We start from the raw sequence: 26,643 nt of genomic DNA on the forward strand, positions 1-26,643 counted from the left end.
GGGGGTCAGCGGTCACGGACCGCCACGATGCCGTTGACGACGCCGACGTACGCGGTGCCGTCGGGGCCGAGCGTGATGGGAGCCCAGTTGTTGTCGTAGAGCGGGCCGGTGCCGGTCAGCTGCCGCCAGCGCCGCTCACCGGTGCGGAAGTCCACGGCGGTGAGGTACCAGCCGTCGATCCCCCAGGCGTTGGGCTCCTTCTCGTAGAAGTAGATCAGCCCGTTCGCGGTGGAGAGCTTGGGGACCACGGATGGTGCGCGCACGGCGCTCTCCCACACCGTGTCGCAGCCGCTGCCGTCGGGGCGGACGTCGATGCGGGTCACCCCGCCCACGACGGACTTGCCCAGCAGCAGGCTGGTGGGGTTCTCGTAGCCGTAGTTGTTCTCGACGATGATGCTGTTGCCCCAGGTGATCAGGGAGTTGTCGGTGGTCGAGGCGCCGGAGCCGAAGACGGGCACCTTGCAGACCAGCCGCCGGTCCTCGGCGACGTCCGTGCCCCGCCGGTGGACGAGGACGTTCATCCGGTCGTCGGCGTTGTCGGTGATGGCGACGTAGCCGTCGCCGAAGAGGTCCGGTGTGGTGCCCGATCCCTGGTTGACGGAACCGGGCTTGGTGCCGGTGCCGCGGTCGTAGGTCTGGCGCCACTGCACATGGGGGGTGCCGTCGGCGGCGGCCCGGAAGCTGTACAGCGCGTGGTCGGAGACGATGGAGACACCGTCCTCGGCCACGGAGAAGGAGTTCTGGATCTCCTCGCCGTCCAGCCGCAGGGAGCGGATCTGCGCGGTCTGCGGGTCCACCGTGCCGACCCGGCCCTGGCGGGTCACCCACCAGATGCGGCCCTCCCAGTCCGGCATCACGGAGGTGACGGGGTCGCAGGTGCCGCTGGGCCGCAGGTTGGTCCAGGTCACACAGTCGTGCGGGACGTGGCCGGTGAGGTCCCAGTCGTCGTCGACGGTGAACTTCCAGGTGCCGTCGGGGTTCTGGGAGTGGGCGAGGCGCAGGATGTGCTGGCGGGAGTCGGCGAGGACGGCGCGGTCCTGGTTGTCCAGGTAGAAGTAGGCGCCGCCGGAGGTGTCCTTGAAGATCTTCGCGAAGTCGAGCGAGGTGATCGCCTCGACGGTGGAGGGGCGCTGCGGGAGCCGGTACTCGGCGAGCGTGGCGAGCGTACGGGGCTCCAGGAGCTTGACCGTGAAGCCCGAGAAGGTGCCGCACACCGTGACGAGGCGGCCGCCCGAGTCGAAGGTTGCGGTGGCGCACTCGCCGCCGAGCGCCGCGATCCTCTCGCTGGTCACCTGCAGGTTCCTGCCGAGCGGCCCCGCCCAGGGGGAGGTGGCGCTGCCGGCCGCGTCGGAGTGCATGCCGCTGCGGCCGTTGGGTGCGAGGTACGGGTGCTGCGGCGGGGCCTCGCCCGGCAGTGGCGCGGCGGTGGCGGGGCCGCCTTCGTAGTGGGTGATCAGCCGGTGGCCCGGTGCCTTGGGTATCTCCTCGGCCTGGGCCGGGGAGCCGCCGTGGAGCACCGTGAAAACGGCCACGACGGGCAGGACGGCGCAGTTCAGCGCTCTTCGGAACATCCGGACTTCCTCCGTGTCGCAACAGGTCTGTTGACATTGCGTCTGACATCGCGCCGCCGCCAGACGCTAGATCGCGGTGCCCGAGGAGTCCATGCACGCGCCGGATGATTCACGAAGGCGCAACAGTCGGTCAGGGGTTGAGGCTGGAGACCACGTTCGCGGTGGCCGTCAGGCCGTTGTGGATGGTCGCGGCCATGCTGCTGCTGGCGAGGTAGAAGCCGAGCAGGACGCAGACGAGGGCGTGCGAGAACTTCAGCCCGCCGCTGCGCAGGAAGATCCAGGCGAGGATGAGGAGCAGGACGACCACGGAGAGGGAAAGCACCATCGAGACCTCCTGAGTCACCGTCATGGTCGCGCAGAGCGGGGTGCTTCCGGGCGAACGACGTGTCCGCCGTACGGGTGTTGACCGTCCGTGACGGGCGGTCAGTGCTTGACGATCTCGTTCCAGTGGACCGTGCGTCCGCACCAGCGGTCGAGGAGCACCGGGTCGTGGCCCACCGCGAGCAGTCCGGCCCCCGTCTCGGCGCGGTAGTCCTCGACGACCGCGACCAGCGCGGCCGTGGTGGAGGCGTCCAGCATCGCGGTCATCTCGTCGCAGACCAGCCAGCGCGGCCGCAGCACCAAGGCCCTGGCCAGACAGGCACGTTGCAGCTGGCCGTCGCTGACCTCGTGGGGGCGGCGGGACAGCAGGTCCGCGCCGAGTCCCACCCGCTCCGCCAACTCGGCGACGCGCGGGCCCGCTTCCGTACGCCGGCCGGTCGCCCGGAGGGGTTCCGCGACGAGGTCGCGCAGCCTGAGGCGGGGGTCGGCGGCCGGACGCGGCTGCTGGAAGACCACGCCGACCGCGGTGCGCAGGGAGCGGGGGGCCCGGTGGAAGAAGCCGGTGACGGTGTGGCCGTCGAGGGTGACGGTCCCCCGGTCCGGCCGGTGCAGCAGCGCGGCGACGCGGGCCAGGGTGGACTTGCCGCAGCCGCTCGGCCCGAGCAGGCCGAGGGACTCCCCCGGGCGCAGGCTCAGGTGGGCGCCGCGGACCGCGGGGGCGCGGCGGTCGTAGCCGGCGGTGATGTCGTCGAGCTCAAGCATGGTGGCAGGCCACCCCTTCGGTGAGCATGGGCCGCCGGGTACGGCAGAGCGGGTCGGCGGCGGCGCAGCGGGCGGCGAAGGCGCAGCCCGGCGGGAGCGCGCCGAGCTCGGGCGGGGCCCCGGGGACGGGGGTGAAGGCACGTTCGGGGAGGGCGTCGAGGAGGCCCCGTGCGTAGGGGTGGCGGGGTCCGGGGCTGCCGAAGAAGGCTCCGGCCGGGGCGATCTCGACGATCCGTCCCGCGTACATGACGGCGACGGTGTCGGCGATCCGCTCGGCCGCGGCCAGGTCGTGCGTGATCACCAGCAGCGCCCGGCCGTCGGCGCGGGTGTGGGCGCGGAGTTCGTCGACGGTGCGCTCGACGAGGTCGCGGTCGAGGCCGGTGGTCGGTTCGTCGGCCAGGAGCAGCGGGGCGTCGCCCACGAGGGCGAGGGCGGTGGCCGCGCGCTGGGCGAGGCCGCCGGAGAGCTCGTGGGGGTGGCGGTCGAGGTGGGAGGCGGGGAAGGCGGCGCGCCCGGCCGCCGCCCGGGCGGCCGCGCGCAGGGCGGCGAGCCGGTGCCGGCGGCCGCGGCGGGCAGGGCGGTCGGACGCGCCGGAGGACGGGCCCCGTCCCCCGGCGGCCGGGCCGGTGCCCGCCTCCGGGGCCTCCGTGGTGTGGCCGGCGTATGCGGTGCCGGCCAGTTCGCGCACGGTCTCCTCCAGCTGGGCGCCGACGGTGCGGACCGGGGTGAGGTGCGCGGCCGGACTCTGCGGGACCAGGCCGACGCGTCGGCCGCGTACGGTCCGGGCGAGGGTGCGCTCGTCGGCGGCCAGCAGGTCGAGGCCGTCGGCGAGCCGGGCCGATCCGGCGGTCTCGGCGTTGCCGGGGAGCAGGCCGAGAAGGGCGGATGCCAGTACGGACTTCCCGCAGCCGCTCTCCCCGACGAGGGCGAGGCTCTCGCCGGGGCCGAGGGCGAAGGTGGCGCCGGTGACGGCCTCCACGTACCGGCCCGCGGGCATGCGGAAGCGGACGGAGAGGTCCTCGACGTGCAGGACGGGTCCGGTCTCGCCGGGGCGGGGTGTGCCGGCTCCGGCGCGGGTGGCGGGGGGCGAGGGGGTCACAGGGTCAGCTCCGAGCGGCGGCGCGGGTTGAGGCGGTCGCGCCAGGTGCCCGCGAGACCGGCGATGGCCAGGGTCGGGAGGATCAGGAGGAGGCCGGGGAAGAGGGTGGGCCACCAAGCGCCGGCGAGCAGTGAACCGCGCGCGGTCTGCACGAGGTTGCCCAGGCTCGCCTGGTGGGCCGGCAGTCCGAGGCCGAGGAAGGAGAGGGCGGACTCGTGCCACATCGCGTGCGGGATCATCAGCACGGCGGCGAGGCCCGCCTGCGGGAGGACGCCGGGCACCAGGTGCCGTACGGCGACCCGCCACCGCGAGGCTCCGCCGGAGACGGCGGCGTCCACGTAGGCCCGGGCGCGAAGGGACATGACCTCCGCGCGGACGATCCGGGCCGTCGAGAGCCAGTGGGTGACCGCGACGGAGGCCACGACGGGCCAGACGCCCGGGCGGAACACCGCCACGACGAAGATGCCCAGGAGCAGGTGCGGGACGGAGGAGAGGGTGTCCACCGCGCGCATCGCCACCCGGTCGGTCCAGCCGCCGAGCGCGCCCGCGGCCGCGCCTACCGCGGTGCCGATCACGGTGGCGACGAGTGCGGCCACCAGTCCGACGAAGAGGGAGACGCGCAGTCCGTAGACGCAGCGCAGCAGCAGGTCGCGTCCGAGGTCGTCGGTGCCGAAGGGGTGGTCCCACGAGGGGGGTTGCAGTTTCGCCGCCAGGTCGACCGCCTGCTGGTCCAGGTGCGCCAGCGGGGGCACGAGCAGGACGGCCGCCGCGATCACGGCCATGACGGCTACGCAGGCGCGGACCCGCAGGGTGCGGGTGGAGCGCCGGGTACGCCCCTGCGGGCGCCAGACCTGCTCAGCCATCGAAGCCCACCCTCGGGTCGGCCAGCCCGTACAGCAGGTCGGAGAGGAGGTTCCCGGCGAGTACGGCGGCGGTGGCCAGCACCGTCAGGGCGGCCAGGAGCGGGAAGTCGACGGAGGTGGCCGCCTGTACGGTCGCCGCGGCGACGCCGGGCCAGCTGAAGACCGTCTCCACCAGGAGGGCGCCGGTGATCAGTTCGGGTACCCGGGAGCCTACGAGCGTCAGCATCGGCAGCATGCCGGAGCGCAAAGCGTGCCCGAGCAGGACCCTGCGCTCGGCCAGACCGCGTGCGCGGGCCCCGCGTACGGGGTCCTCCGCCAGTGCGTCGGCCACGCCCTGGCGGACGTAGAGGAAGAACCAGGGCAGTTGGGTGACGCCCAGGACCAGTGCGGGGAGCACCACGTGGGAGGCGACCTGCCCGGGGGTGACGGTGTCGCTGCCCGCGTCGGTGAGGCCGCCCGAGGGCAGCGCTCCGAGCCGGACCGAGAAGAACCAGATGGCGAGCAGGGCCAGCCAGAAGGCCGGGGCCGCCTCCAGGGTGTAGGCGAGTGCGGACACGGCGCGGTCCAGCGGGCCGCCCGCCCGGCGTGCGGCGAGCACCCCGAGCGCGGTGCCCGCGAGGACGGCCAGGGTGAAGGCGCAGGCCGCGAGCAGCGCCGACCAGCCCACCCGCTCCGCGATGACGTCGGCGACGGGCTGGCGCATGACGGCGGAGGTCCCGAGGTCGCCGGTGAGCGCCGAGGTCAGCCAGTCCCACCAGCGGACGGCCAGGGGCCGGTCGACGCCGAGGTTGATCCGCAACTGGTCGAGTTCGGCCTGCGAGGCGGTGAGTCCGGCGGTGCCGGCGTAGGCCTTGACGGGGTCGAAGGGGGACAGTGCGGCGAGGGCGAAGACGCCGAAGGTGACGGCGAGCAGGACGGGGGCGGCGGACAGGGTCCGCCGCCCCGCCATGCGCGCCATCGGCCTCCAGGGGAGGCGGACGGAGCGGGTGGTCACTGGGGGCGGCTCACTTCTGCTTCGGCTCGGGCTTCCAGCTCTCGACGTTCCACCAGGGGCCGGCGCCGAGACCGTGGTCGTGCGGCTCCACCTGGGTGCCGAGCCCGGCCCACCGGTCGTTCACGACGTAGAGGTGGTCGATGTGGGTGAGGAAGACATAGCCCGGGTTGTCGGCGAGGCGCCGCTGCACCGTGTCGTAGGCGGCCTTGCGGACGGCCGGGTCGGCGCTGCGGCGGCCTTCGGCGAGGGCCGCGTCCACGGCCGGATCGTCGTACCGGGCCATGTTGTTGAAACCGTCGCCGCCCAGCGACGAGGTGAGCAGCAGGTACTGGTCGAAGTCCGGGTCGGCCGGTGAGCCGCCGCCCGCGAGGACGGCCTCGGTCTTCATCCGCGGTTCGATGACCTCCCAGGTCCCGGCCTCTGCCGTGACCTCGATACCGGCCTTCTTGGCGTCGGAGGCGAAGGCGAGGGCGTGGTCCTGGCGGATCTTGTCGCCGGAGGTGTACCAGAGCGGGAAGGCGGCGCGGACCCCGTCCTTGACGCGGATCCCGTCCTCGCCCGCCTTCCAGCCTGCGTCGTCGAGGATCCTGCGGGCCCGGTCGAGGTCGTGGCGGCGCTCGGTGCCGGCCGTGAACCACGGGCTGTCGGTCGGCACCGGGCCGAAGGCGGGCTTGCCCGCGCCTTCGAGCAGCTTGTCGACCATGGCCGTGCGGTCCACGGCGATGTCGAGTGCCTGCCGGACGGCGAGGTCGCCGGTGACCTTGTGGTGCGTGGGGAGGGTGACGTTGCGGTAGTCGAAGGTCTTGGCGGCGTAGGTGCGGCGCGAGGCGTCCTTGGCGAAGCCCTCGGCCAGGTTCGGCGGCAGGACGGCGCCGTCCAGTTCGCCGGAGCGCAGCCGGGTGGCACGGACGTCGTCGTCCTTGATCACGGCCATGGTGAACTTCTTGACCGCGGGCTCGCCGCCCCAGTATCGGGGGTTGGCCCTGAAGCTGAGCTTCTCGCCCTTGGACCAGCCGACGAGCACGTAGGGGCCGGTGCCGACGGGCCGCGTCGTGAAGTCGCCGCTGTTGACGTCCTGCGCGCCCGCGATGTGCTCGGGGGCGATGGGCAGCACGGTCCGCTCGGCGAAGGGCGCGTAGGGGTACTTGAGGGTGAAGACGACGGTGTCCTCGCCCTTCGCCTCGACGCTCTCGATCGCGTCCAGCTCGGTCTTGGAGGCGTTGTTCGTCCCCGTGTCGAGGATGGTCCGGTAGGTGAAGACGACGTCCTTGGCGGAGAAGGGGGCGCCGTCGCTGAAGGTGACGCCGCGGCGCAGGGTGAAGGTGTAGGTGCGTCCGTCCGCGGAGACCCCGGGGAGGTGCTCGGCCAGGGCGGGCTTCAGCTTCATGTCCGCGTCGTGCGTGAGCAGACCGTCGAAGACCTTGGAGTTGCCGTCCTTGCCGTAGCCCAGGAGCGGGCTGAGGCTCTCCGGCTCGGTGGCGATGCCGACCACGACCGAGTCGGCGGCGGCCGCGCCGCCGGGTCCGGCTCCGGGGGCGGAGCAGGCTGCCACGCCCGTGATGAGTGCGGCGGCCACCGTCGCCCTGGCCGCTCCCCGTACTGTCCGGGCCGTCATGCTCTGCACATCCCTGTTCGCGTTCATCCGTTATTGCAAAGAGCTGGCAATAATGCCAGAGGTGATCAGAAGTCGACGAATCGGGTCACATCGCCGGTCATCCACGCGCAGGTCTTGTCGCCCTCCGGCCTTCCGTGCCATATATGTCTAGACCTTTACGGAAGCCGAGGAAGGCACCCCGTGCGACGCAGCGCCCCCACGCTCGCCCTCTTCCTGACCCTCGCCGGCATCGCGGGCCTGACCGGGCTCACCGGCCTCACCGCGTGCACCGCCCCGGACACCGAGCCGCCGTCCGCCCCCACCGGACTGACCGCCCAGGCCGGCAGCGCCACCTCCGTGCACGTCATGTGGAACGCGGCGCCGGACCGGGACGGAGTGACGCGCTATCAGGTCTTCGAGGCCGGAAAGCCGGTGCGGGAACTCCCCGCCGAGAAGACCATGGTCGACATCACCGGCCTCACCCCGCAGACCGGCTATTCCTTCACGGTGCGGGCCCTGGACTCCGCCGGCAACCTCTCCGAGGCCGGACCGGCCGCGGCCGTGACCACCCCGGCGGCGAAGGCCGAGGACCGCACGGCACCCACCGCCCCCGCCACCACCGAGGCCGGCGCGACCGGCCCCCGCTCCGCCCGGATCTCGTGGGCCCCCTCGACGGACGACACAGGTGTCACCGCGTACGACGTCCACCAGGGCGGCGTACGCATCCACACCGCCGGGCCCGGCGAGAACACGACCGTGCTGACCGGCCTCCGGCCCGACACCGTCTACACCTTCACGGTCCGCGCCCGGGACGGCGCGGACAACTCCTCCCCCGACGGCCCGGCCGTGGACGTGAGCACGCCGCCCGCCTCCGGCGACGGCCCGGGCACCGCGCCCGCCGACCTCACCGCGACCGCCTCACCGGGCGCCGTCACGCTCACCTGGACCGCCCCGGACACCGGGCGCCCGACCGCCGAGTACGAGCTGTACGTCAACGGACGGCCCACCACGGTCATCCAGTTCGGCGCGGGCGCCGTACCCACCGGACGGGTGGAACACCGCCTCATGGTGACGGAGCCCGCCGGCACCGAATGGACCGTCACACTGCGAGCCAGGCTCCCCGACGGCAACTGGGGGGCCTTCTCGGCGGAACGGCGGATCTCCCTCGCGGGGTGACCCCGCGGCACCGTTCCCGCTCCGACGGCCCGGTGGGGCAGGAGATCACGCACAATACTCCCGTGTTCGGTGAGTACTCGGTCAATGACAATCAGCCAGATCCCACGGCCGGCGTCCCCGCCCCGGGCGCCGGGACACCACTGGGAAACCTGCCGCCGGAACCGGCGAGCTTCATCGGCAGACAGCCCGAACTGAACCTGATCCGGCAGCTGTTGCGCGAGCGCAGACTGATCACGCTGACCGGGGTGGGGGGCGTCGGCAAATCCCGGCTCGCCCTGCGCGCGGTCGCCGAAACCGGCCAGACCCGGCCGGACGGCGTCTGGTGGGTCGACCTGTCCCCACTGCGCGATCCCGCCCTGCTGACCGCGACGGTCGCGCATGCCGTCGGCCTCGCCGACCACACCCCGCGCCCGCTCGACGAGGAGCTGTGCGCGTGGATGGCCGACCGGGAGCTCCTGCTCGTCCTGGACACCTGCGAGCACCTGGTCTCCGACTGCCGCCACCTGGCGGGCGAACTGCTGCAGTCCGCCCCCGGGTTGACCATCCTGATCACCTCCCGGGAGCCACTGCGCTGTGCGACCGAGGAGGTCGTCGAGGTCCGCCCGCTGCCCTGCGAGGGTCCCGACAGCGACGCCCTGGCCCTCTTCCGGGCCCGCGCCCTCACCGCGACCCCGCGCGCCGCCGCCGTCTTCGCCGACCCGGAGCGGACCGCGGTCGCCACCGAGGTGTGCCGGCGCCTGGACGGGATCCCCCTCGCCCTGGAACTCGCGGGCGCCCGGCTGCGGTTGTGGACCGTGGAGCAGATGGCCGAGCGGATCGGCGAGCGCTTCGAGATGCTGTCGGACGTCCGCGTCCCCCGGCCGCCCCGGCACCAGACGATGCGGACCACGATCGGCTGGAGCCACGAACTGTGCGAGCCGCTGGAACGGCTGCTGTGGGCCCGGCTCTCGGTGTTCACCGGCGACTTCGACATCGCCGCGGCACGCGCCGTGTGCGCGGGCGGACCGCTGCCCGCCGCCCGGGTGGAACGCGTACTGGCCGGTCTCGCCGCCAAGTCCGTGGTCCTGCGCACCGAGGAGCGGGGCGCCGGCGCCCGCTACCGGCTGCTGGACACGATCCGCGAGTACGGGCACGACTGGCTGGCCGAGCTCGGCGAGACACAACTGGTCACCGCCCGGCACGCCCACTGGTACGCGGCACTCTCGCACGCCGCCGACCGGGGCTGGATGGGGCCGGGACAGGTGGACTGGTACCGCAGGATCACCGCCGAGCACGCACAGTTGCGCACCGCCCTGGAGCACCTGCTCACCGCCGACCCGACGGCGGCGCTGGAGATGGCCGGCGCCCTGTGGTTCTACTGGTTCGCGTGCGGGCACGTGCACGAGGGCCGCGCCTTCCTGGAACGGGCCCTGGAGATCGCCCCGCGCACGGAGGTCGCGTACAACCAGGCCCTGTGGTCCCTGGGGCTCACGATGGTGCTCCAGGGCGACATGGACGAGGCCCGGCGCGTCGGCGAGCAGTGCGCGCGGGACGCCGCCCACCTCGCCGACCCCGAACGGGAGCTGCGCGCCGCCTACCTGCACGCGGCGTCCGTCCTCATGCCGGGCGACCCGGTACGCGCCCTGGAACTGGCCGGCCCGCAGGCCCGGGCCGCGCACGGCGGACGGACCACCGGGCCGGGCTGGCTCCTGTGCAAGCTGTCGACCAGCTACTCGCTGTGCGCCCTGGGGCGCTTCGGGGAGGCGACCGAGGAGGCGAGGTCGCTGCGCGAGGCGTGTGCGGAGCTGGGCGAACGGTGGATGCGGGGCTACGCGGACTACATCCTGGCGGTGGCCGCGCTGAGCCTGGGCGACCACGGGGAGGCCGCCCGCCACGTACGGGCGATGCTGTCCGGGAAGCGGCTCCTCGGCGACCGGCTGGGCATCGCACTGGGCCTGGACCTGCTGGCCGCGGCGGTGGCCGGGCTGGGCGACGGCGAACTGGCGGCGCGCCTGCTGGGCACCGGCCACGCGTGGTGGCGGACCGTGGGCCGGCCGCAGATGGGCTCACCGTCCCTGAGGGCCGTACGCGACCAGGGCGAACGGCAGGCCAGGGCGGCGATCGGGGACGCGGCCTTCGAGGCGGCGTTCCGCGGCGGGGCGGCGGCGCCCACGGGCTGAGTCCGGCCCGTGGACGGCGCGCTGCGTAACTTCGCCGGGGCTCCCGTCAGTACGGGAGGGGTCTGCCCGACGGTGTGCGCAGATCCAGGTCTCGGGGGGCGGGCTTGGGGACGGGCTTGCGGATCAGCTGCTGGCGCATGCTGCCTCCTCGCTCAGACCAGGGCCGGGCGGCGGGGTTCCACCGTGCGGCTGTCGGGGAGCAGTTCACCGGTGTCGTCGAAGATCACGACTCCGTTGCACAGCAGGCTCCATCCCTGTTCGGGATGGGAGGCCACACTGCGGGCGGCGTCGTGGTCGGCGCTGTCGGCGGCTGGGCAGGGGGGCTGGTGGGAGCACATGGCGCACCTCCTCGCGATGTGGGGCGGGAGGGCCGGTGGTCACCCGGTCGAATCCGCGATCCACGGTGGCGGCGAGTATTACTGATCGCCACCCCCGGACGGAACCCATATTCGCCGTCCAGTTCACGGTGTGTATGCCCGATTACCATGCGCTCATGCCCGTTATCCGGATCGTTCACCGTACGTCCGCGCCGGCCGCCGAGGCGTGGTCGAGGCTCACCGACTGGGAGCGCCACGGGGCGCAGGTCCCTCTCACGCGGACGATCATCGAGACGGCGCCGCCGACGCGGGTGGGGACGATCTTCACCGCCCGCACGGGTGTGGGCAGGATCACATTCGACGACCGCATGGAGGTCGTCGTCTGGCAGCCCCCCGCGGCGGACTCGCCGGGGCTGGTCCGGCTGGAGAAGCGCGGCCGTCCCGTGACGGGCTGGGCGGAGATCGAGATCCGCCCCCTCCCCACGGGCGGTGCGGAGATCCACTGGCGCGAGGACCTCCGCCTGCGCGGCCTCCCCCGCGCCCTGGACCCTCTGGTGGCGAAGGCCGCCCACCTCGTCTTCACCCGCGCCCTCACCCGCCTCCTGCACACCTGAGCCCGAAGGCAAACCCTGCCCGGAGCGCGAAATTGCGGGGCCGCAAAGCCCCCCGGGGGGGACCGCAGGGCAGCGCGAAGTAGCGGAGCCGCAGGGCCCGGCGGCCACGGCGCAGAGCAAGACCGCAGTGCCCCACGCGGTCGGGTAGCGGGACCGCAGCCCCGCCGGGCGCGGGCACGGGACCGCAGCACCCCGCAGGGTGCGGGGCCGCAGCGCCCCGCAGGGAGGGGTAGCGGGGCCGCAGGGCCCCGTGGGGTGGGGTTGCGGGGCCGCAGGGCCCCGGGGGGTGGCTCGGCTCCGCGCTAGCGGATCGGCATGCCGGAGATCGTCCGCGCGATCACCAGCCGCTGGATCTCGCTGGTGCCCTCGAAGATCGTGTAGATCGCACTGTCCCGGTGCATCCGCTCGACCGGGTACTCGCGGGTGAAGCCGTTGCCGCCGAGGATCTGGACGGCCTGGGCGGTGACCTTCTGGGCGACCTCGCTCGCGAAGAGCTTGGACATCGACCCCTCGGCCGATTCGAAGGGCCGCCCCGCGACCGCCATCCACGACGCCCGCCACACCAGCAGCCGCGCGGCGTCGATCTGCGTGCGCATGTCGGCGAGCTGGAAGGCCACGCCCTGGTTGTCGATGATCGGGCGGCCGAACTGCGTACGGGTCTTCGCGTAGTCGAGGGCCACCTCGTACGCGGCGCGCGCGGTGCCCACCGCCATCGCCCCGACGGCCGGCCGCGAGGCCTCGAAGGTCGCCATGGCCGCGTTCTTGACCCGCTCGCCCCCGCCGCTGCGGGCCCGCTCGCGGGCCCGGGCGAGCCGCTCGTCCAGCTTCTCCTTGCCGCCGAGCAGGCAGTTGCCGGGGATCCGTACGTCCTCCAGGACCACCTCGGCGGTGTGGGAGGCGCGGATGCCGTGCTTCTTGAACTTCTGCCCCTGCGACAGCCCGGGCGTGCCCGGCGGCACGATGAAGGAGGCGTGCCCCTTGGTGCCCAGCTCCGGGTCGACGACGGCCACGACGATGTGGACGTTGGCGATACCGCCGTTGGTGGCCCAGGTCTTGGTGCCGTTGAGCACCCACTCGTCCTTGGCCTGGTCGTAGACGGCCCGGGTGCGCATCGAACCGACGTCCGAGCCGGCGTCCGGCTCCGAGGAGCAGAAGGCGGCGACCTTCACGTCGTCGGGGGTGCCGTACATCTGGGGGATCCAGGTGCCGATCTGCTCCTCGGTGCCGTTGGCCACGACGCCGATCGCCGCGAGCCCGGTACCGACGATGGACAGCGCGATGCCGGCGTCGCCCCAGAAGAGCTCCTCCATGGCCATCGGGATGCCGAGCCCGGTCGGGTCGAAGAACTGCTGGGCGTAGAAGTCCAGCGAGTAGATGCCGACCTTGGCGGCCTCCTGGATGACGGGCCACGGAGTCTCTTCGCGCTCGTCCCATTCCGCGGCGGCGGGTCGCATCACATCGGCCGCGAAGCCGTGGATCCAGTCCCGCACCTGCTTCTGGTCGTCGTTCAGCTCCATGGTGAACTCCGCCATGTCCCCTCCACCTGTCGTACGCGTTCGGTCCGGAAGTTACCAGCGGTAACCTGCCTGGGGGCCACAGTCTGTTACCGACGAGTAAGCACTGTCAAGCACGAGCGATGCCGTCGGCGGCCGTCAGGTAGGGTCCGCCGATTCGATCGCCGGGGTGCCTCGGGTGTTACGTTGCGTGGGCGTCACGCACATCGCAAGGGCGGGGAGAGAACACGTCATGGAGACCACGCAGCAGACCGGCGAACCGGGAGCGGCCGAACGCCGTCGGCGCGAGCTGCTCGAAGCCGCCGACCGGGTCGTGCTCAGGGACGGCCCCAAGGCCTCCATGAACGCCATCGCGGCCGAGGCCGGCATCACCAAGCCCATCCTCTACCGGCATTTCGGGGACAAGGCGGGCCTCTACCAGGCACTCGCCGTCCGGCACACCGACGCGCTGCTCGACTCGCTGCGGGCGGCGCTCGACGCCCCCGCCGAGCGCCGCCGGCGGGTGGAGTCGACCCTCGACACCTACCTGGCCGCCATCGAGGCCCGCCCGCAGGTGTACCGCTTCCTGATGCACCCGGCCGAGGACTCCCACACCGCCGAACGGGGCTTCGACGTCGGCCTGCACTCGGCGCCGCTGCTGCGCCGGCTGGGCGAGGAGCTGGCCCAGGTGATCAGCGAGCGCGTCGACCTCGGCCCCGGCGGAGAACAGCTGGCGCGGGTCTGGGGCCACGGCATCGTCGGCATGATGCACGCGGCCGGCGACTGGTGGCTGGGCGAACGCCCCTGCGAGCGCGCGGACCTGGTCGCGGGCCTCACCGATCTCCTCTGGGGCCGCCTGGCCACCGCTGGCAACCGCGAGGACGGCCCGGGCTTCTGACGATTTCCGGGCTGCGCCGGGGCAACTCCGGCCTCGCCGGCGTTCGAGGCGCGGGCCCGGGCAGAGCCCGGTTCCCGGCGGAGCCGGGTTCCCGGGCCGCCCCGGGAGTGATCCGCCTGGCCGCGCTAGCCGCGCGGCGACTCGGCTCCCCAGGGCGTCTTCGCGATCGCCCGCCGCAGCCGGCGGGCCCGCATCCCCGTCACACGGTCCGCGTACACGGTCCCGTCGAGGTGGTCGCACTCGTGCTGGAGGCAGCGCGCGAAGAAACCCGTCCCGGAGATCCGTACCGCCGCGCCGTCCGAGGTGACCCCCTCCACGACCGCGTGGTCGAAGCGGACGGTGCCCGCTTCCAGCCCCGGCAGGGACAGGCAGCCCTCGGGCCCCAGGAACTCGTCCCCGTCGGCCGTCACCAGGCGCGGGTTGACGATGTGCCCGACGTGCCGTACGTCTTCGTCATCGGGACAGTCGTAGACGAACACCCGCTGGGCGACACCGATCTGGTTCGCGGCGAGGCCGACGCCCTCGGCGGCGTACATCGTCGCGAACATGTCCTCGATGAGGCGGTCGAGGGCCGGGCCGAACTCGGTGACCTCCGGGCAGGGCGAGTGGAGCACCGGATCACCCAGCAGGCTCATGGTGCGGACGAGTCCGGTGGTACCGGGGATGAGGCGCTGTCGCATGGCCGTAAGCCTACGACGGGCGACTATATGAGGAGATCCGCGGCGGGGCGGGGGCGCCGCGGTCAAGGCTCCGGCCGGTACTGGATAGGCTGGGGCCGACCGACGCTAGGAGGACAAGGGACGATGGCAGGCAACACGGAGCCGCTTTCGCCGCGGGCCAAGCTGGCCGTGACGGCGGGCAAGGCCGCGGCGGCGGTGTCGCGGGCCGCGGGACGCGGAAGCGGATCGGTGATCGGCGGCAAGGTCGCACTCAGGCTCGACCCCGATCTTCTCGGCGCGCTGGCGCAACACCTCGACGTCGTCCTCGTATCAGCGACGAACGGCAAGACCACGACGACCCGGCTGATCGCCGAAGCCCTGCGGGCCAGCGGTCCGGTCGTCTCCAACGCCCTCGGCGCCAACATGCCGGCGGGCATCACCTCGGCGCTCGCCGGCGGCTCGGACGCCAAGTACGGCGTCATCGAGGTCGACGAGAAGTACCTGGCCGGAGTGGCCCGGGACGTCACCCCCAAGGTGATCGCCCTGCTCAACCTCTCCCGCGACCAGCTGGACCGCGCCGCCGAGACCCGTATGCTCGCGGAGAAGTGGCGCGAGGGCCTCCAGGGTTCCAAGGCCGTCATCGTCGCCAACTGCGACGACCCGCTGATCGTCTGGTCCGCCTCCTCCTCCCAGAACGTGGTGTGGGTGGCGGCCGGCCAGGAGTGGAAGGACGACGCCTGGTCGTGCCCCTCCTGCGGCGGTGTCATGCAGCGCCCGGGCGACGACTGGTTCTGCGGCGAGTGCGGCTTCCGCCGCCCGACCCCGACCTGGGTGCTCTCCGGCGACCACGTGCTGGACCCGCACGGCTCGGCCTGGCCGATCCACCTCCAGCTGCCCGGCCGCGCCAACAAGGCCAACGCCGCGACCTCGGCCGCCGTGGCCGCCGTCTTCGGCGTCCCGCCGCAGGTCGCGCTGGAGCGGATGTACCAGGTACAGGCCGTCGCCGGACGCTACGACGTCGTCCACTTCCAGGGCCGTGAGCTGCGGCTGCTGCTCGCGAAGAACCCTGCGGGCTGGCTCGAAACGTTTTCGCTGATCGACCCGCCGCCGACCCCGGTGATCCTCTCCGTGAACGCGCGCGGCGCCGACGGGACCGACACCTCCTGGCTGTGGGACGTCGACTACCCGCGCCTGGCCGGCCACCCGATCTTCGTGATCGGCGACCGCAAGCTGGACCTCGCGGTCCGCCTGGAGGTCGCGGGCCTGGACTTCCGGGTGTGCGAGACCCTCGACGAGGCCGTGCAGCTCGCGCCGCCCGGACAGATCGAGCTGATCGCCAACTACACCGCCTTCCAGGACGTGCGCCGCCGCGTCGGCAACTAGTACTCATACCTCCAGAGGACACAAGAGCATGAGCGACAACAGCCTGCGTCTGGTGTGGGTCTACCCCGACCTGCTCAGCACGTACGGAGACCAGGGCAACGCCCTCGTCGTGGAGCGCCGGGCCCGCCAGCGCGGCCTGGACGTGCAGCGCGTGGACGTGCGCAGCGACCAGCCCATCCCCACGTCGGGTGACATCTACCTGATCGGCGGCGGCGAGGACCGTCCGCAGCGCCTGGCCGCGGAGCGGCTGCTGCGCGACGGCGGTCTGGAGCGGGCCGTCTCGAACGGGGCGATCGTCTTCTCCGTCTGCGCCGGCTACCAGATCCTGGGCAAAGAGTTCGTCAACGACCAGGGCCAGCGCCAGGAGGGCCTCGGCCTGCTGGACGTCGTCACCGTGCGCGGTGAGGGCGAGCGGTGCGTCGGCGACGTCCTCGCCGACATCGACCCGCGGCTGGGCCTGCCGCAGCTGACGGGCTTCGAGAACCACCAGGGTGTCACCCACCTCGGCCCGACGGCGAAGCCGTTCGCCCGGGTGACCATGGGCCGCGGCAACGGCACCGGCGACGGCACCGAAGGCGCGTACAACGACACCGTGTTCGGCACCTACATGCACGGGCCCGTGATGGCGCGCAACCCGCAGATCGCGGACCTGCTGCTGAAGCTGGCGCTCGACGTGAACGCCCTGCCGGCCATAGACGACCGGTGGTACGAGGCGCTGCGCGCGGAGCGGATCGCGGCTGCGACGCAGCCCGCCTAGCACCCTCGCGGAGCGCTCATCAGGGCGGCCCCCGCATCATGTGTTCGGCCCGGTTTTCCCTAGGGAGAACCGGGCCGACGTCGTTTCGCACGACGATCACGACCACCATGTGGAGGATGGTTCAGCACACCTCCAAACCGCTTGTAGGGTGGCCGTAGTTCCAACCGGACGACGTGGTCCGGTCGCCGGCCCACGTTGCAAAGGTCTCTTCTGCCATGCGCATAGGTGTGCTCACTTCCGGTGGCGACTGCCCCGGCCTCAACGCCGTCATCCGCTCCGTCGTGCACCGCGCCGTCGTCGACCACGGCGACGAGGTGATCGGCTTCCACGACGGCTGGAAGGGCCTGCTGGAGGCGGACTACCGCAAGCTCGACCTCGATGCCGTCGCCGGCATCCTCGCCCGCGGCGGCACCATCCTCGGCTCCTCCCGGGTCCAGCCCGCGCACCTGCGCGACGGTGTCGAGCGTGCCCGCGGACACGTCGCCGACCTCGGCCTCGACGCGATCATCCCGATCGGCGGCGAAGGCACCCTGAAGGCCGCGAACCTGCTCTCGCAGGCCGGTCTGCCGATCGTCGGCGTCCCGAAGACCATCGACAACGACATCGCCTCCACCGACGTCACCTTCGGCTTCGACACCGCCGTCGGGGTCGCCACGGAGGCGCTCGACCGTCTGAAGACCACCGCCGAGTCCCACCAGCGCGTGATGGTCGTCGAGGTCATGGGCCGCCACACCGGCTGGATCGCCCTGCACTCGGGCATGGCGGCCGGCGCGCACGCGATCGTCGTACCGGAGCGCCCCTTCGACATAGACGAGCTGACGGCGATCGTCGGCGAGCGCTTCTCCGCGGGCAAGCGCTTCGCGATCGTCGTGGTCGCCGAGGGCGCCAAGCCCAGGCCCGGCTCGATGGCCTTCGAGGAGCGTGGCAAGGACATCTACGGCCACGAGCGGTTCGCCGGCATCGGCAACCTGCTGGCCGTCGAGCTGGAGAACCGTCTGGGCAAGGAGGCCCGGCCGGTGATCCTGGGTCACGTCCAGCGCGGCGGCACGCCCACCGCGTACGACCGGGTCCTCGCGACCCGGTTCGGCTGGCACGCGGTGGAGGCGGCGCACCGGGGCGAGTTCGGCATGCTGACCGCGCTGCGCGGCACGGAGATCGAGATGGTCCCGCTCGCCGAGGCGACCTCGACCCTGAAGACCGTCCCGGCCGAGCGCTACGAAGAGGCCCAGACGGTTCTCTGACCGCTCCCCGGCGTCCCATTTGTGGCAGACCGCCCCCGCGCGCACGAGCGTACGGGGGCGGCACTACTGTGGTGGGGCAGCACAGTCGAGGGAGTGAACAGATGGACCACAGCGGGCACGGCATGGACATGCACATGGACTTGCCGCCGTTCACTCTCGGGCGCGGGCTGGAGTTCTCCTTCGACGCGTTCTTCCTGTTCGGCTCCCTGCTGGCGCTCGCCCTGTACGGGTGGGGCGTGCTGCGGCTGCGCCGTCGCGGCGACTCCTGGCCGCTGGGCCGGACGATCGCGTTCACCCTCGGCGTGCTCACCGTGATCCTGGTGATGTGCACCAAGCTGAACGACTACGGCATGGTCATGTTCAGCGTGCACATGGTCCAGCACATGGTGATCAGCATGATCACCCCGATCCTGGTCCTGCTGGGCGCCCCGGTGACGCTGGCGCTGCGCGCGCTGCCGCCCGCGGGCCGCGGCCGCAAGGGTCCGCGCGAGCTCCTGCTGGCGCTCCTGCACAGCCGGTACATGCGGGTGATCACCCATCCGGCCTTCACGATCCCGATGTTCATCGCGAGCCTCTACGCGCTGTACTTCACGCCGCTCTTCGACTTCCTGATGGAGAGCCGCACCGGGCACATCTCGATGATGGTGCACTTCTTCGCGGTCGGCATGATCTTCTTCTGGCCGATCATGGGCATCGACCCCGGTCCGCACCGTCCGGGCTACGTCATGCGGATGCTGGAGCTCTTCGCGGGCATGCCCTTCCACGCGTTCTTCGGCATCGCCCTGATGATGGCGAGCCAGCCGATGATCAAGACGTACGCGAACCCGCCGGCCTCCCTCGGCATCGATCCGCTGCTCGATCAGCAGTGGGGCGGCGGCATCGCCTGGGCGTTCAGCGAGATCCCCTCGGTGCTGGTGCTGATCGCCCTGATCTACCAGTGGTACCACTCCGAGCAGCGGGCCGCGAAGCGCTCCGACCGGGCCGCGGACCGCAACGGCGACCAGGAGCTGGAGGCGTACAACGCGTATCTCGCCTCGCTCCGAGCGCGTGGCCAGTAGCGCGATCCCGTTCCGGCGCGCCACCATGGGGCATGACCGGATCCGTTAAGGCGATGGCAGTCATGACCTTCGCCGCACTGGTGGCCGTCGCCACGTACTCGGTGGTCCTCGGCAGCAACGGCTGGCTGTGGTTCGGCTGGGTGGTGCTGGGGCTGCTGACCGCGGGGATGGCCGCCTCGCGCAATGCCTGAGGAAGGTCACCGCCGCCCCCTCCATCCCGGGACTCACCGTCCGTAAAATGGCCGTGACGACGGGATACCGACAGGAGCGGCCTGGTGTTCTACCACTTGCTCAAGCACGTGTTCCTCGGCCCACTGCTGCGGCTGCTGTTCCGGCCGCGGATCGAGGGCCTGGAGAACATCCCGGCGGAGGGCGCCGCGATCGTCGCGGGCAATCACCTGTCGTTCTCCGACCACTTCCTGATGCCCGCGATCCTGGCGCGGCGGATCACCTTCCTGGCGAAGGCCGAATACTTCACCGGTCCCGGACTCAAGGGCAGGCTCACCGCGGCGTTCTTCCGCAGCGCCGGCCAGATCCCGGTGGACCGGTCCGGCAAGGACGCCGGCCGGGCCGCCCTGCGCGAGGGGCTGGGGGTGCTGAGCAAGGGCGAGCTGCTGGGCATCTACCCGGAGGGCACGCGCTCGCACGACGGCCGGCTCTACAAGGGCAAGGTGGGCGTGGCCGCGATGGCCCTGGGCGCCGGGGTGCCCGTCATCCCCTGCGCGATGGTGGGGACCTTCGAGATCCAGCCGCCCGGGCAGAAGATCCCGAAGATCCGGCGGGTCACGATCCGCTTCGGCGAGCCGCTCGACTTCTCCCGGTACGCCGGCCTGGAGGGCGAGCGCGCCGTCCTGCGGGCGGTCACCGACGAGATCATGTACGCGATCCTCGGCCTGTCCGGGCAGGAGTACGTCGACCGGTACGCGGCCGAGGTGAAGGCCGAGGAGGAGCAGGCGCGGAAGAAGGCCCGGCGCACGACGCGCTGAGCCTTCTCCCGCTTCACCGCTCACCCGGCGGCTGCCCGCCCTCCCGTCCTTCCGTCATCGACGGACGGCGGGGAGCTCCTCGCGTTGCGGCCAGCCGGCACCGGTGCCGTGGTCGAGCGAGAGCGCGCCGGCGGCCGCGGCCGGCGCCGGGGCGACCGGAGCGGCGTGCGGGGCGCACGTCACGTCCTTGGCGTCGACCTTGCCGGTCAGCAGGTAGGTGTCCACCCGGGTGTTGACGCACGGGTTCGTCAGGCTGGTGACACCGTGCGAGCCGGCGTTCTGCTCGGTGATCAGCCGCGAGCCGGCGAGACGGCGGTGCAGTTCGACCGCGCCCTTGTAGGGGGTGGCCGCGTCCCGCTCGGACTGGACGATCAGGACGGGCGGCAGGCCGCGCCCGGCACCGACCTCGACCGGGGTGTGCTGCTTGGACCTCCAGGTGGCGCAGGGCAGGTTCATCCACGCGTTCGACCAGGTCAGGAACGGGTACTTCTCGTGCAGCCGGGTGTTGTCCCGGTCCCACTTCGTCCAGCTGGTGGGCCACTTCGCGTCGGCGCACTCGACGGCGGTGTAGACGGCGTTGCTGTTCTCCGCCGCCGCGTTGGCCTTGGTGTCCGACATGTCCGGGGCGATGGCGTCGATGAGCGCCTGCTCGTCACCGGCGGCCCATGCCGCGAAGGTCTGGGCGACGGGCACCCAGGAGGAGTCGTAGTACGGGGCGCTCTGGAAGAAGCCGATGAGCTCGGCCGGGCCGACGATCCCGCCGAGCGGGTCGGCCTTGGCCTTGCCGCGCAGCTCCTGCCACTTGGCTTCGACCTTCGCGCGGGTGTCGCCGAGGTGGAAGACGGCGTCGTTCTTGGCGACCCAGTCCTGCCAGTCGTTCCAGCGCATCTGGAAGGCGACGTCCTGGCCGAGGTTGGCCTCGTACCAGATGTTGTCCCGTGACGGGTCCACCACACTGTCGACGATCATGCGGCGCACATGGGTCGGGAAGAGGGTCGCGTAGACCCCGCCCAGGTAGGTGCCGTAGGAGACGCCGAGGTAGTTCAGCTTCTTCTCGCCGAGGGCGGCCCGGATGACGTCGAGGTCGCGCGCGGTGTTCGGCGTGGTCATGTGCGGCAGCATCTCACCGCTGCGCTCCTTGCAGCCGTCCGCGTACTCGGCGGCGAGTTTGCGCTGGGCGCGCTTGTCGGCCTCGGTGTCCGGGACCGGGTCGGCCTTGGGTGCCTTCACGAACTCCTGCGGGTCGATGCAGGAGATGGGCGCGGAGTGGCCGACCCCGCGCGGGTCGAAGCCCACGAAGTCGTACGCCTTCGCGGTGTTGACCCACAGCGGGCTCCGGGAGGTGGAGCGGCGCGGGAAGCGCATGCCGGAGCCGCCGGGGCCGCCGGGGTTGTAGACGAGGGCGCCCTGGCGCTCCTCCTTCGTACCCGTGCTGACGGCGCGGTCGACGGCGATGTCGATCGTCCTGCCGTACGGCTTGGCGTAGTCCAGCGGGACCTTGACCCTGCCGCACTGGATGGGGGCGGCGAGGCCCCAGTCCGCGGGACAGTCCTTCCAGTCGATCCCGCTGCGGGCGGCGCGGGCGGCGGCGATCTGCACGCCCAGCGTCTCCGGGAGGCGGATGTCCCGGTCGGCCGGGGCCGCGGCCGCCGGCGGTGCGAGCAACAGGCCCGCGGCCAGTGCGCCGGTGAGGAGTGTGGCGGCGCTCCCCAGCGCCGCGTTGCGTATCACGTGGTTGTTCCCCCTGCGTCAGATGCCGCCGTGGGCGGCCTGGTTGGCTGCTCTCGGTCGTCGGCGTGCAGGGGGATCCTGTCGTCCGGGCCCGTCCCGGCGACAGGGTGGTGCCGGCTTCTTTGCCAACCCGATAACCGGAGAGCCGTGTACCGCTCAGCGGTGCCCGATTCGTCCCGCGGTCAGCGGTGGTGGATCCGGCAGGCCTTGTCGAGGACCTCGCGCAGCCGGAGGGCGTCCGCGGCCAGGGCCGTCACGAGGACGGCCGGACCGGCCAGCGGAGTGACCGCGGCGTACTCCCCCAGCACCGCGGGCAGCGGCGGGTCGGTCTCGAACACCGGATCAACGAGAAGGAGTTGACCGACGGCCCGGTGTCCGGCGAGGCCGGCCGGGCCGTCCCAGCCGCTGGGGGCGCCGGGGCCGCAGGCGAGCTCCTGGTCCAGCAACGGCCGGCCGCCGCGGGTCACGGTGAGGCGGCTGCGCAGCAGACCGGACGGCTCCCCGTGCCGTCCGAGGACCTGTTCCTCCCGCAGCAGCAGGCGCGCGGTCGGCGCCAGCCGGACGCGGGTGTGCACCCGCAGGTCGCTGCCGCGGACCGAGACGAGGGGCTCCGGCAGCCACCGCACCGAGGCGCCGTCCTCCAGGTCCAGCTCCACGTCGTAGCGCGCGGGCTCGCCCGCCCGGCCGGGCAGGGCCAGGGTGGCCGCCGCCGAGGCCAGGGCCAGCCGGGCCCCGGGCCCGGCGGTGGCACGGACGGTGAGGTGGTCGCCGCCGAGCGGGGCGCTCATCGCGCCGACGAGCACGACGCCGGCCTCGGCCTCCCCGCCACGGGTGCGGCGCAGGGCGAGCGGACCCTCGCCGGCCAGCAGGGGCAGTGCGGTTCCGCCCCGGCCGTCGGCCACGGCGTGGATGCGGGCGGTGGCCCGCACCCCCGTGGCGGGCGGGGCGGCGGGGGGCGCGGTGGTCACCGTACGGTCCAGGCGGCGATCCGCGCGCGGACCCAGTCGGCCACCGGGGCCACGCCCTCGGGGCCGCGCAGCGACTGGAAGGCGACGGGCAGTTCGCCGCGCTGCTCGGCGGCGTCGCGGGCCATCCGGCCGAGGTCGGAGCCGACGTGCGGGGCGAGGTCGGTCTTGTTGACGATGAGCAGGTCGGCGGTGGTGACGCCGGGGCCGCCCTTGCGCGGGATGTCGTCCCCGCCGGCGACGTCGATGACGAAGATCTGGGCGTCGACGAGTCCCCGGGAGAAGGTGGCGGTGAGGTTGTCCCCGCCGGACTCGACGAGGATCAGATCGAGCGGGGCGTGCTCACGGAAGGCCTCCTCCAGCTCTTCGACGGCCTCCAGGTTGGCGGAGATGTCGTCGCGGATGGCGGTGTGCGGGCAGGCTCCGGTCTCGACGGCGGTGATCCGCTCCGGCGGCAGGACCGCCTCGCGGAGCAGGAACTCGGCGTCCTCGCGGGTGTAGATGTCGTTGGTGACCACCGCCATGGACAGGTCGGTGCGCAGGGCGCGGCAGAGGGCGGCGACGGTGGCGGTCTTGCCGGAGCCGACGGGTCCGCCGAGGCCGATGCGCAGGGCGCGCCGGGTGCCGTCGGCGCGCAGCGGTTCGGCGCTGTGGGTGTGGCGGTGGGTGTGGGCGACGGCGTGGTCGAGGTGCATGGGGATGCTCCCGGGGTCGAAGGGGTGCGCCGGCGCGGTCGGGCGCCGGGCAGAGGGCGGAAGGCGCCGACCGGCGGTCGTCGTGCGGCGGGCGGCGGTCGTCGTGCGGGCGAGGGCGGCGGGCGGTCAGGGGCGGCGGGCGGCGGGCGGTCAGGAGGCGAACAGGCGTACCGGCCAGCCGGCATGTACCTCGGCCGCGATCTCCAGCAGCGGCGAGGAGGCCGCGGGCAGGGCCTCGGGGCCGTCCAGCAGCGCCCGGCGTCCGGCCTCGGCGGCCCGGGCCGCGACGGCGTCGAGCTCGGGGGCGAGCCGGGCCAGGACCCCGCTCGCCTCGAAGGGGTCCAGGCCCAGCAGCCGCACGGTGGCGGTCGCCGGTCCGCCGACGCTCTCGTACGCCGCCACGTGCGCGGCGTCGAGCGGCCCGAGCCCGGCCGCCCGGGCGGTGAGGCCGAGCACGACGGGCTGGTGGGCGCCGCGCGGGAACGCGGCGGCGAGCCGCTCCAGCCCGGGGTCGGGCCAGGTCGCCCGCGCGGCCCGCAGCAGCTGGCGGCCCAGCCGCCGGGCCGCGGTGCGCAGCGCGGGCGACGGGGTGCGGGCGTCGGCCGCGGCGTCGAGCACGGCCGGGTCGAGCCCGAGGGCCGCCGCGGCGGCGAGTGCCGCCGCGGTGAGCCCGGCGGTGTGCAGCCTGCCCCGGCAGAAGTCCTCCAGGGTGGCGGCGTCGTGGATCCGGCCCGCCTTGCAGGCGGCCTCGGCCCCGCCGGAGTGGGCGTGCCCCCCGGCGGGGAACCGGCCGTCCGCGAGGACGAGCAGGGCGGCGAGACTCATGCGAGGAGGCCCATCAGAAGAGGAAGTAGCGTTGGGCCATAGGCAGTTCCGCCGCGGGTGCGGGCTCCACCGGCTCGCCGTCGATGGTGACGGTGAAGGTGTCGGCGTCGACCTCGACCCGGGGCATGGCGTCGTTGTTGCGCATGTCCGCCTTGGTCACCTTGCGGGTGGTCTCTATGGCGGTGAACTGCTTGCCGAGTCCGAGCCGTTCGGGCAGGCCGTCGTCGAGCGCGGCCTGGGCGGTGAAGTTCAGCGAGTTCAGGCCGGGCGCGTGGCCGTGGCTGCCGAACATCGGGCGGGGCAGGACGGGCTGGGGGGTGGGGATGGAGGCGTTGGCGTCGCCCATCTGCGCGTAGGCGATCTGGCCGCCCTTGATGACGACCTCGGGCTTGACGCCGAAGAAGGCCGGGTTCCACAGCACCAGGTCGGCGAGCTTGCCGGTCTCGACCGAGCCGACGTCGCGGGCGATCCCCTGGGCCACGGCGGGGTTGATCGTGTACTTGGCGACGTAGCGGCGGGCCCGGTGGTTGTCGGCGGGTCCGTCGCCGGGGAGGAAGCCGCGGCGGCGCTTCATCACATGGGCGGTCTGCCAGGTGCGCAGCACGACCTCGCCGACGCGGCCCATGGCCTGGGAGTCGGAGGAGATGATGGAGATCGCTCCGAGGTCGTGCAGGACGTCCTCGGCGGCGATCGTCGAGGGCCGGATGCGGGACTCGGCGAAGGCGAGGTCCTCGGGGACGGCGGGGTTGAGGTGGTGGCAGACCATCAGCATGTCGAGGTGTTCCTCGACGGTGTTGACGGTGTGCGGCCGGGTGGGGTTGGTGGAGCTGGGCAGGACGTTCGGCTCGGACACCACGGTGATGATGTCGGGTGCGTGCCCGCCGCCCGCGCCCTCGGTGTGGTACGAGTGGATGGTCCGGCCGGCGATGGCCGCGAGGGTGTCGGCGACGAAGCCGGCCTCGTTGAGCGTGTCGGTGTGGATGGCGACCTGGGCGCCGGTCTCGTCGCAGACGCTCAGACAGGCGTCGATGGCGGCGGGGGTGGCCCCCCAGTCCTCGTGGATCTTGAACCCTAGGGCTCCGCCGCGCAGTTGGGAGTGCATGGCCTCGCGGGAGGTGGTGTTCCCCTTGCCGAGGAGGCCGATGTTGACCGGGTAGGCCTCCAGCGCCGCGAACATCCGGGCCAGGTGCCAGGGCCCGGGGGTGACGGTGGTGGCCTTGGTGCCCTCGGCCGGTCCGGTGCCGCCGCCGACCAGGGTGGTGATCCCGGAGGCGAGGGCCTCGTCGACGACCGTCGGGGAGATGAAGTGCACGTGGGCGTCGATGGCGCCGGCGGTGACGATCTTCCCGTTGCCCGCGATGATCTCGGTCTCGGGGCCGATGACCAGGGCGGGGTCGACGCCGTCCATGGTGTCGGGGTTGCCGGCCTTGCCGATGCCGCAGATGCGGCCGTCACGGATGCCGAGGTCGGCCTTGACGATGCCCCAGTGGTCGAGGATCACGACTCCGGTGATGACGGTGTCGGCCGCTCCCTCGGCCCGGGTGGTGCGGGCCTGGCCCATGGATTCGCGGATCACCTTGCCGCCGCCGAAAACGGCTTCGTCGCCCGACCGGCCGGGGCCGCCGGCGAGGTCCTGCTCGATCTCGACGAAGAGGTCGGTGTCCGCGAGCCGGATCCGGTCGCCGGCCGTCGGGCCGAAGAGGTCGGCGTACACCCGGCGGGAGATCTCAGCCATCGAGCGGCCCTCCGGTCTCGCCGCGCAGTCCGGGTACGGTCCGCGAGCCCGCCAGCGGAACGAGTTCCACCGACGCCGGGATGCCCGGCTCGAAGCGGACGGCCGTACCGGCGGCGATGTTGAGCCGCAGCCCGTGGGCGGCCGCGCGGTCGAAGTCGAGGCCGGGGTTGGCCTCGGCGAAGTGGTAGTGGGAGCCGACCTGGACGGGCCGGTCGGCGGCGTTGAGCACGGTGAGACGGGTGACGGGGCGGCCCTCGTTGAGGAGCACCGGGCCCTCCCCGAAGGCGATTTCGCCGGGGATCATGCGGTGGTGCTCCTTGTCAGACGATGGGGTCGTGGACCGTGACGAGCTTGGTGCCGTCCGGGAAGGTCGCCTCGACCTGCACGTCGTGGATCATCTCGGGGATCCCCTCCATGACGTCCGCGCGGCTCAGCACGGTGCGGCCGGAGGCCATCAGCTCGGCCACCGTGCGGCCGTCGCGGGCCCCTTCGAGGATGTGCGAAGTGATCAGCGCCACCGCCTCGGGGTGGTTGAGGCGCACTCCGCGCGCCTTCCGTCTCTCGGCCACGTCCGCGGCCACGTGGATGAGCAGTCGCTCCTGTTCGTGCGGTGTCAGTTGCACTCGTATCACCAAGCTTCCGGGACAAGATCGACTTCGTGCCGAGGTGACCTTAGCGGCGTTCAACACTCTGTTGACCTGCGCATTTCCGACCCAAGCGTCTCTTGCCCAACGCAGGGGAAGGCTT

27 protein-coding genes are annotated in these 26,643 nt (G+C 72.7%); 10 read left to right on the forward strand and 17 right to left on the reverse strand.

Annotated features, from left to right (window positions below):
- Positions 1-5: 5 nt before the first annotated feature.
- The 7 genes from NRK68_RS05250 to NRK68_RS05280 form a co-directional block, all read right to left on the reverse strand.
- Positions 6-1,571, reverse strand: a complete 1,566-nt coding sequence (locus NRK68_RS05250) for a hypothetical protein (RefSeq protein WP_257855181.1) — start codon at positions 1,569-1,571, stop codon at positions 6-8.
- Between the two features lie 130 nt (positions 1,572-1,701).
- Positions 1,702-1,896 (reverse strand): hypothetical protein, encoded by a 195-nt coding sequence (locus NRK68_RS05255; protein ID WP_183069046.1) that lies wholly within the window; start codon positions 1,894-1,896, stop codon positions 1,702-1,704.
- A 98-nt stretch (positions 1,897-1,994) separates the two neighbouring features.
- On the reverse strand, positions 1,995-2,654 hold the full coding sequence (locus NRK68_RS05260; protein WP_183069045.1) for an ABC transporter ATP-binding protein: 660 nt from the start codon (positions 2,652-2,654) through the stop codon (positions 1,995-1,997).
- A complete protein-coding gene (locus NRK68_RS05265) occupies positions 2,647-3,753 on the reverse strand; it encodes an ABC transporter ATP-binding protein (protein ID WP_373023471.1) in 1,107 nt (368 codons plus the stop codon). The genes NRK68_RS05260 and NRK68_RS05265 overlap by 8 nt, the downstream gene beginning before the upstream one ends.
- The gene (locus NRK68_RS05270) at positions 3,750-4,616 is read right to left on the reverse strand and encodes an ABC transporter permease (protein WP_257855183.1); all 867 of its coding nucleotides are present in this window, start codon (positions 4,614-4,616) and stop codon (positions 3,750-3,752) included. Before NRK68_RS05270 ends, NRK68_RS05265 begins: the two co-directional genes overlap by 4 nt.
- The gene (locus tag NRK68_RS05275; RefSeq protein ID WP_183069043.1) at positions 4,609-5,574 is read right to left on the reverse strand and encodes an ABC transporter permease; all 966 of its coding nucleotides are present in this window, start codon (positions 5,572-5,574) and stop codon (positions 4,609-4,611) included. Before NRK68_RS05275 ends, NRK68_RS05270 begins: the two co-directional genes overlap by 8 nt.
- A 46-nt stretch (positions 5,575-5,620) precedes the next feature.
- Complete coding sequence (locus NRK68_RS05280; RefSeq protein ID WP_183069042.1) at positions 5,621-7,225, reverse strand: ABC transporter substrate-binding protein; 1,605 nt, start codon at positions 7,223-7,225, stop codon at positions 5,621-5,623.
- A gap of 180 nt (positions 7,226-7,405) precedes the next feature.
- On the opposite strand from NRK68_RS05280, the gene NRK68_RS05285 reads away from it, so the two are divergent.
- On the forward strand, positions 7,406-8,380 hold the full coding sequence (locus NRK68_RS05285; RefSeq protein WP_257855186.1) for a fibronectin type III domain-containing protein: 975 nt from the start codon (positions 7,406-7,408) through the stop codon (positions 8,378-8,380).
- A gap of 62 nt (positions 8,381-8,442) precedes the next feature.
- Positions 8,443-10,539, forward strand: a complete 2,097-nt coding sequence (locus tag NRK68_RS05290) for an ATP-binding protein (protein WP_257855188.1) — start codon at positions 8,443-8,445, stop codon at positions 10,537-10,539.
- A gap of 152 nt (positions 10,540-10,691) precedes the next feature.
- Here the strand turns inward: NRK68_RS05290 and NRK68_RS05295 are convergent, their stop codons facing one another.
- Positions 10,692-10,877, reverse strand: a complete 186-nt coding sequence (locus tag NRK68_RS05295; protein ID WP_183069040.1) for a DUF5999 family protein — start codon at positions 10,875-10,877, stop codon at positions 10,692-10,694.
- 155 nt (positions 10,878-11,032) lie between these two features.
- Here NRK68_RS05295 and NRK68_RS05300 point away from each other — a divergent pair, with 155 nt between their 5' ends.
- Positions 11,033-11,470 (forward strand): SRPBCC family protein, encoded by a 438-nt coding sequence (locus NRK68_RS05300; RefSeq protein WP_183069039.1) that lies wholly within the window; start codon positions 11,033-11,035, stop codon positions 11,468-11,470.
- Between the two features lie 302 nt (positions 11,471-11,772).
- Here the strand turns inward: NRK68_RS05300 and NRK68_RS05305 are convergent, their stop codons facing one another.
- Positions 11,773-13,002 carry an acyl-CoA dehydrogenase family protein gene (locus NRK68_RS05305; protein WP_183069038.1) on the reverse strand — a complete coding sequence of 410 codons (1,230 nt, stop codon included), beginning with the start codon at positions 13,000-13,002 and terminating at the stop codon, positions 11,773-11,775.
- 214 nt (positions 13,003-13,216) lie between these two features.
- Between NRK68_RS05305 and NRK68_RS05310 the strand changes: the two genes are divergently transcribed.
- Complete coding sequence (locus tag NRK68_RS05310) at positions 13,217-13,861, forward strand: TetR/AcrR family transcriptional regulator (RefSeq protein ID WP_183069037.1); 645 nt, start codon at positions 13,217-13,219, stop codon at positions 13,859-13,861.
- A 125-nt stretch (positions 13,862-13,986) separates the two neighbouring features.
- Here the strand turns inward: NRK68_RS05310 and def are convergent, their stop codons facing one another.
- Positions 13,987-14,541, reverse strand: a complete 555-nt coding sequence (gene def / locus NRK68_RS05315) for a peptide deformylase (RefSeq protein WP_183069036.1) — start codon at positions 14,539-14,541, stop codon at positions 13,987-13,989.
- A gap of 123 nt (positions 14,542-14,664) precedes the next feature.
- Here def and NRK68_RS05320 point away from each other — a divergent pair, with 123 nt between their 5' ends.
- The 6 genes from NRK68_RS05320 to NRK68_RS05345 all read left to right on the forward strand — a co-directional run bounded on the left by NRK68_RS05320 (position 14,665) and on the right by NRK68_RS05345 (position 19,945).
- Complete coding sequence (locus tag NRK68_RS05320) at positions 14,665-15,903, forward strand: MurT ligase domain-containing protein (protein ID WP_030960131.1); 1,239 nt, start codon at positions 14,665-14,667, stop codon at positions 15,901-15,903.
- A gap of 28 nt (positions 15,904-15,931) precedes the next feature.
- Positions 15,932-16,660, forward strand: coding sequence for a type 1 glutamine amidotransferase (locus tag NRK68_RS05325; protein WP_030660438.1), 729 nt, complete (start codon positions 15,932-15,934; stop codon positions 16,658-16,660).
- A gap of 215 nt (positions 16,661-16,875) precedes the next feature.
- Positions 16,876-17,901, forward strand: a complete 1,026-nt coding sequence (locus NRK68_RS05330; protein WP_257855194.1) for a 6-phosphofructokinase — start codon at positions 16,876-16,878, stop codon at positions 17,899-17,901.
- Positions 17,902-18,002: 101 nt separating this feature from the next.
- Positions 18,003-18,959 carry a cytochrome c oxidase assembly protein gene (locus tag NRK68_RS05335; protein ID WP_183069035.1) on the forward strand — a complete coding sequence of 319 codons (957 nt, stop codon included), beginning with the start codon at positions 18,003-18,005 and terminating at the stop codon, positions 18,957-18,959.
- A gap of 32 nt (positions 18,960-18,991) precedes the next feature.
- Positions 18,992-19,150, forward strand: coding sequence for a hypothetical protein (locus NRK68_RS05340; RefSeq protein ID WP_031150049.1), 159 nt, complete (start codon positions 18,992-18,994; stop codon positions 19,148-19,150).
- A gap of 84 nt (positions 19,151-19,234) precedes the next feature.
- Entirely contained in the window at positions 19,235-19,945 is a 711-nt protein-coding gene (locus tag NRK68_RS05345) for a lysophospholipid acyltransferase family protein (protein ID WP_257855197.1), read from the forward strand.
- 54 nt (positions 19,946-19,999) lie between these two features.
- Here NRK68_RS05345 and NRK68_RS05350 read toward each other — a convergent pair whose 3' ends face one another.
- The 7 genes from NRK68_RS05350 to NRK68_RS05380 form a co-directional block, all read right to left on the reverse strand.
- Positions 20,000-21,676: an alpha/beta hydrolase gene (locus NRK68_RS05350; protein ID WP_257855199.1), complete on the reverse strand. Its 1,677-nt coding sequence runs from the start codon at positions 21,674-21,676 to the stop codon at positions 20,000-20,002.
- Between the two features lie 182 nt (positions 21,677-21,858).
- A complete protein-coding gene (locus NRK68_RS05355; RefSeq protein ID WP_257855201.1) occupies positions 21,859-22,644 on the reverse strand; it encodes an urease accessory protein UreD in 786 nt (261 codons plus the stop codon).
- Positions 22,641-23,336, reverse strand: coding sequence for an urease accessory protein UreG (gene ureG / locus NRK68_RS05360; RefSeq protein ID WP_183069032.1), 696 nt, complete (start codon positions 23,334-23,336; stop codon positions 22,641-22,643). Before ureG ends, NRK68_RS05355 begins: the two co-directional genes overlap by 4 nt.
- A gap of 150 nt (positions 23,337-23,486) precedes the next feature.
- On the reverse strand, positions 23,487-24,161 hold the full coding sequence (locus tag NRK68_RS05365) for an urease accessory protein UreF (RefSeq protein ID WP_183069031.1): 675 nt from the start codon (positions 24,159-24,161) through the stop codon (positions 23,487-23,489).
- Between the two features lie 13 nt (positions 24,162-24,174).
- A complete protein-coding gene (locus NRK68_RS05370) occupies positions 24,175-25,896 on the reverse strand; it encodes an urease subunit alpha (RefSeq protein ID WP_183069030.1) in 1,722 nt (573 codons plus the stop codon).
- Complete coding sequence (locus tag NRK68_RS05375; protein WP_183069029.1) at positions 25,889-26,200, reverse strand: urease subunit beta; 312 nt, start codon at positions 26,198-26,200, stop codon at positions 25,889-25,891. Before NRK68_RS05375 ends, NRK68_RS05370 begins: the two co-directional genes overlap by 8 nt.
- Before the next feature lie 16 nt (positions 26,201-26,216).
- Positions 26,217-26,519, reverse strand: coding sequence for an urease subunit gamma (locus NRK68_RS05380; RefSeq protein WP_183069028.1), 303 nt, complete (start codon positions 26,517-26,519; stop codon positions 26,217-26,219).
- Positions 26,520-26,643: the final 124 nt, after the last annotated feature.

This window comes from Streptomyces yangpuensis (genome assembly GCF_024666385.1).
Taxonomy (GTDB): Bacteria; Actinomycetota; Actinomycetes; order Streptomycetales; family Streptomycetaceae; genus Streptomyces; species Streptomyces yangpuensis.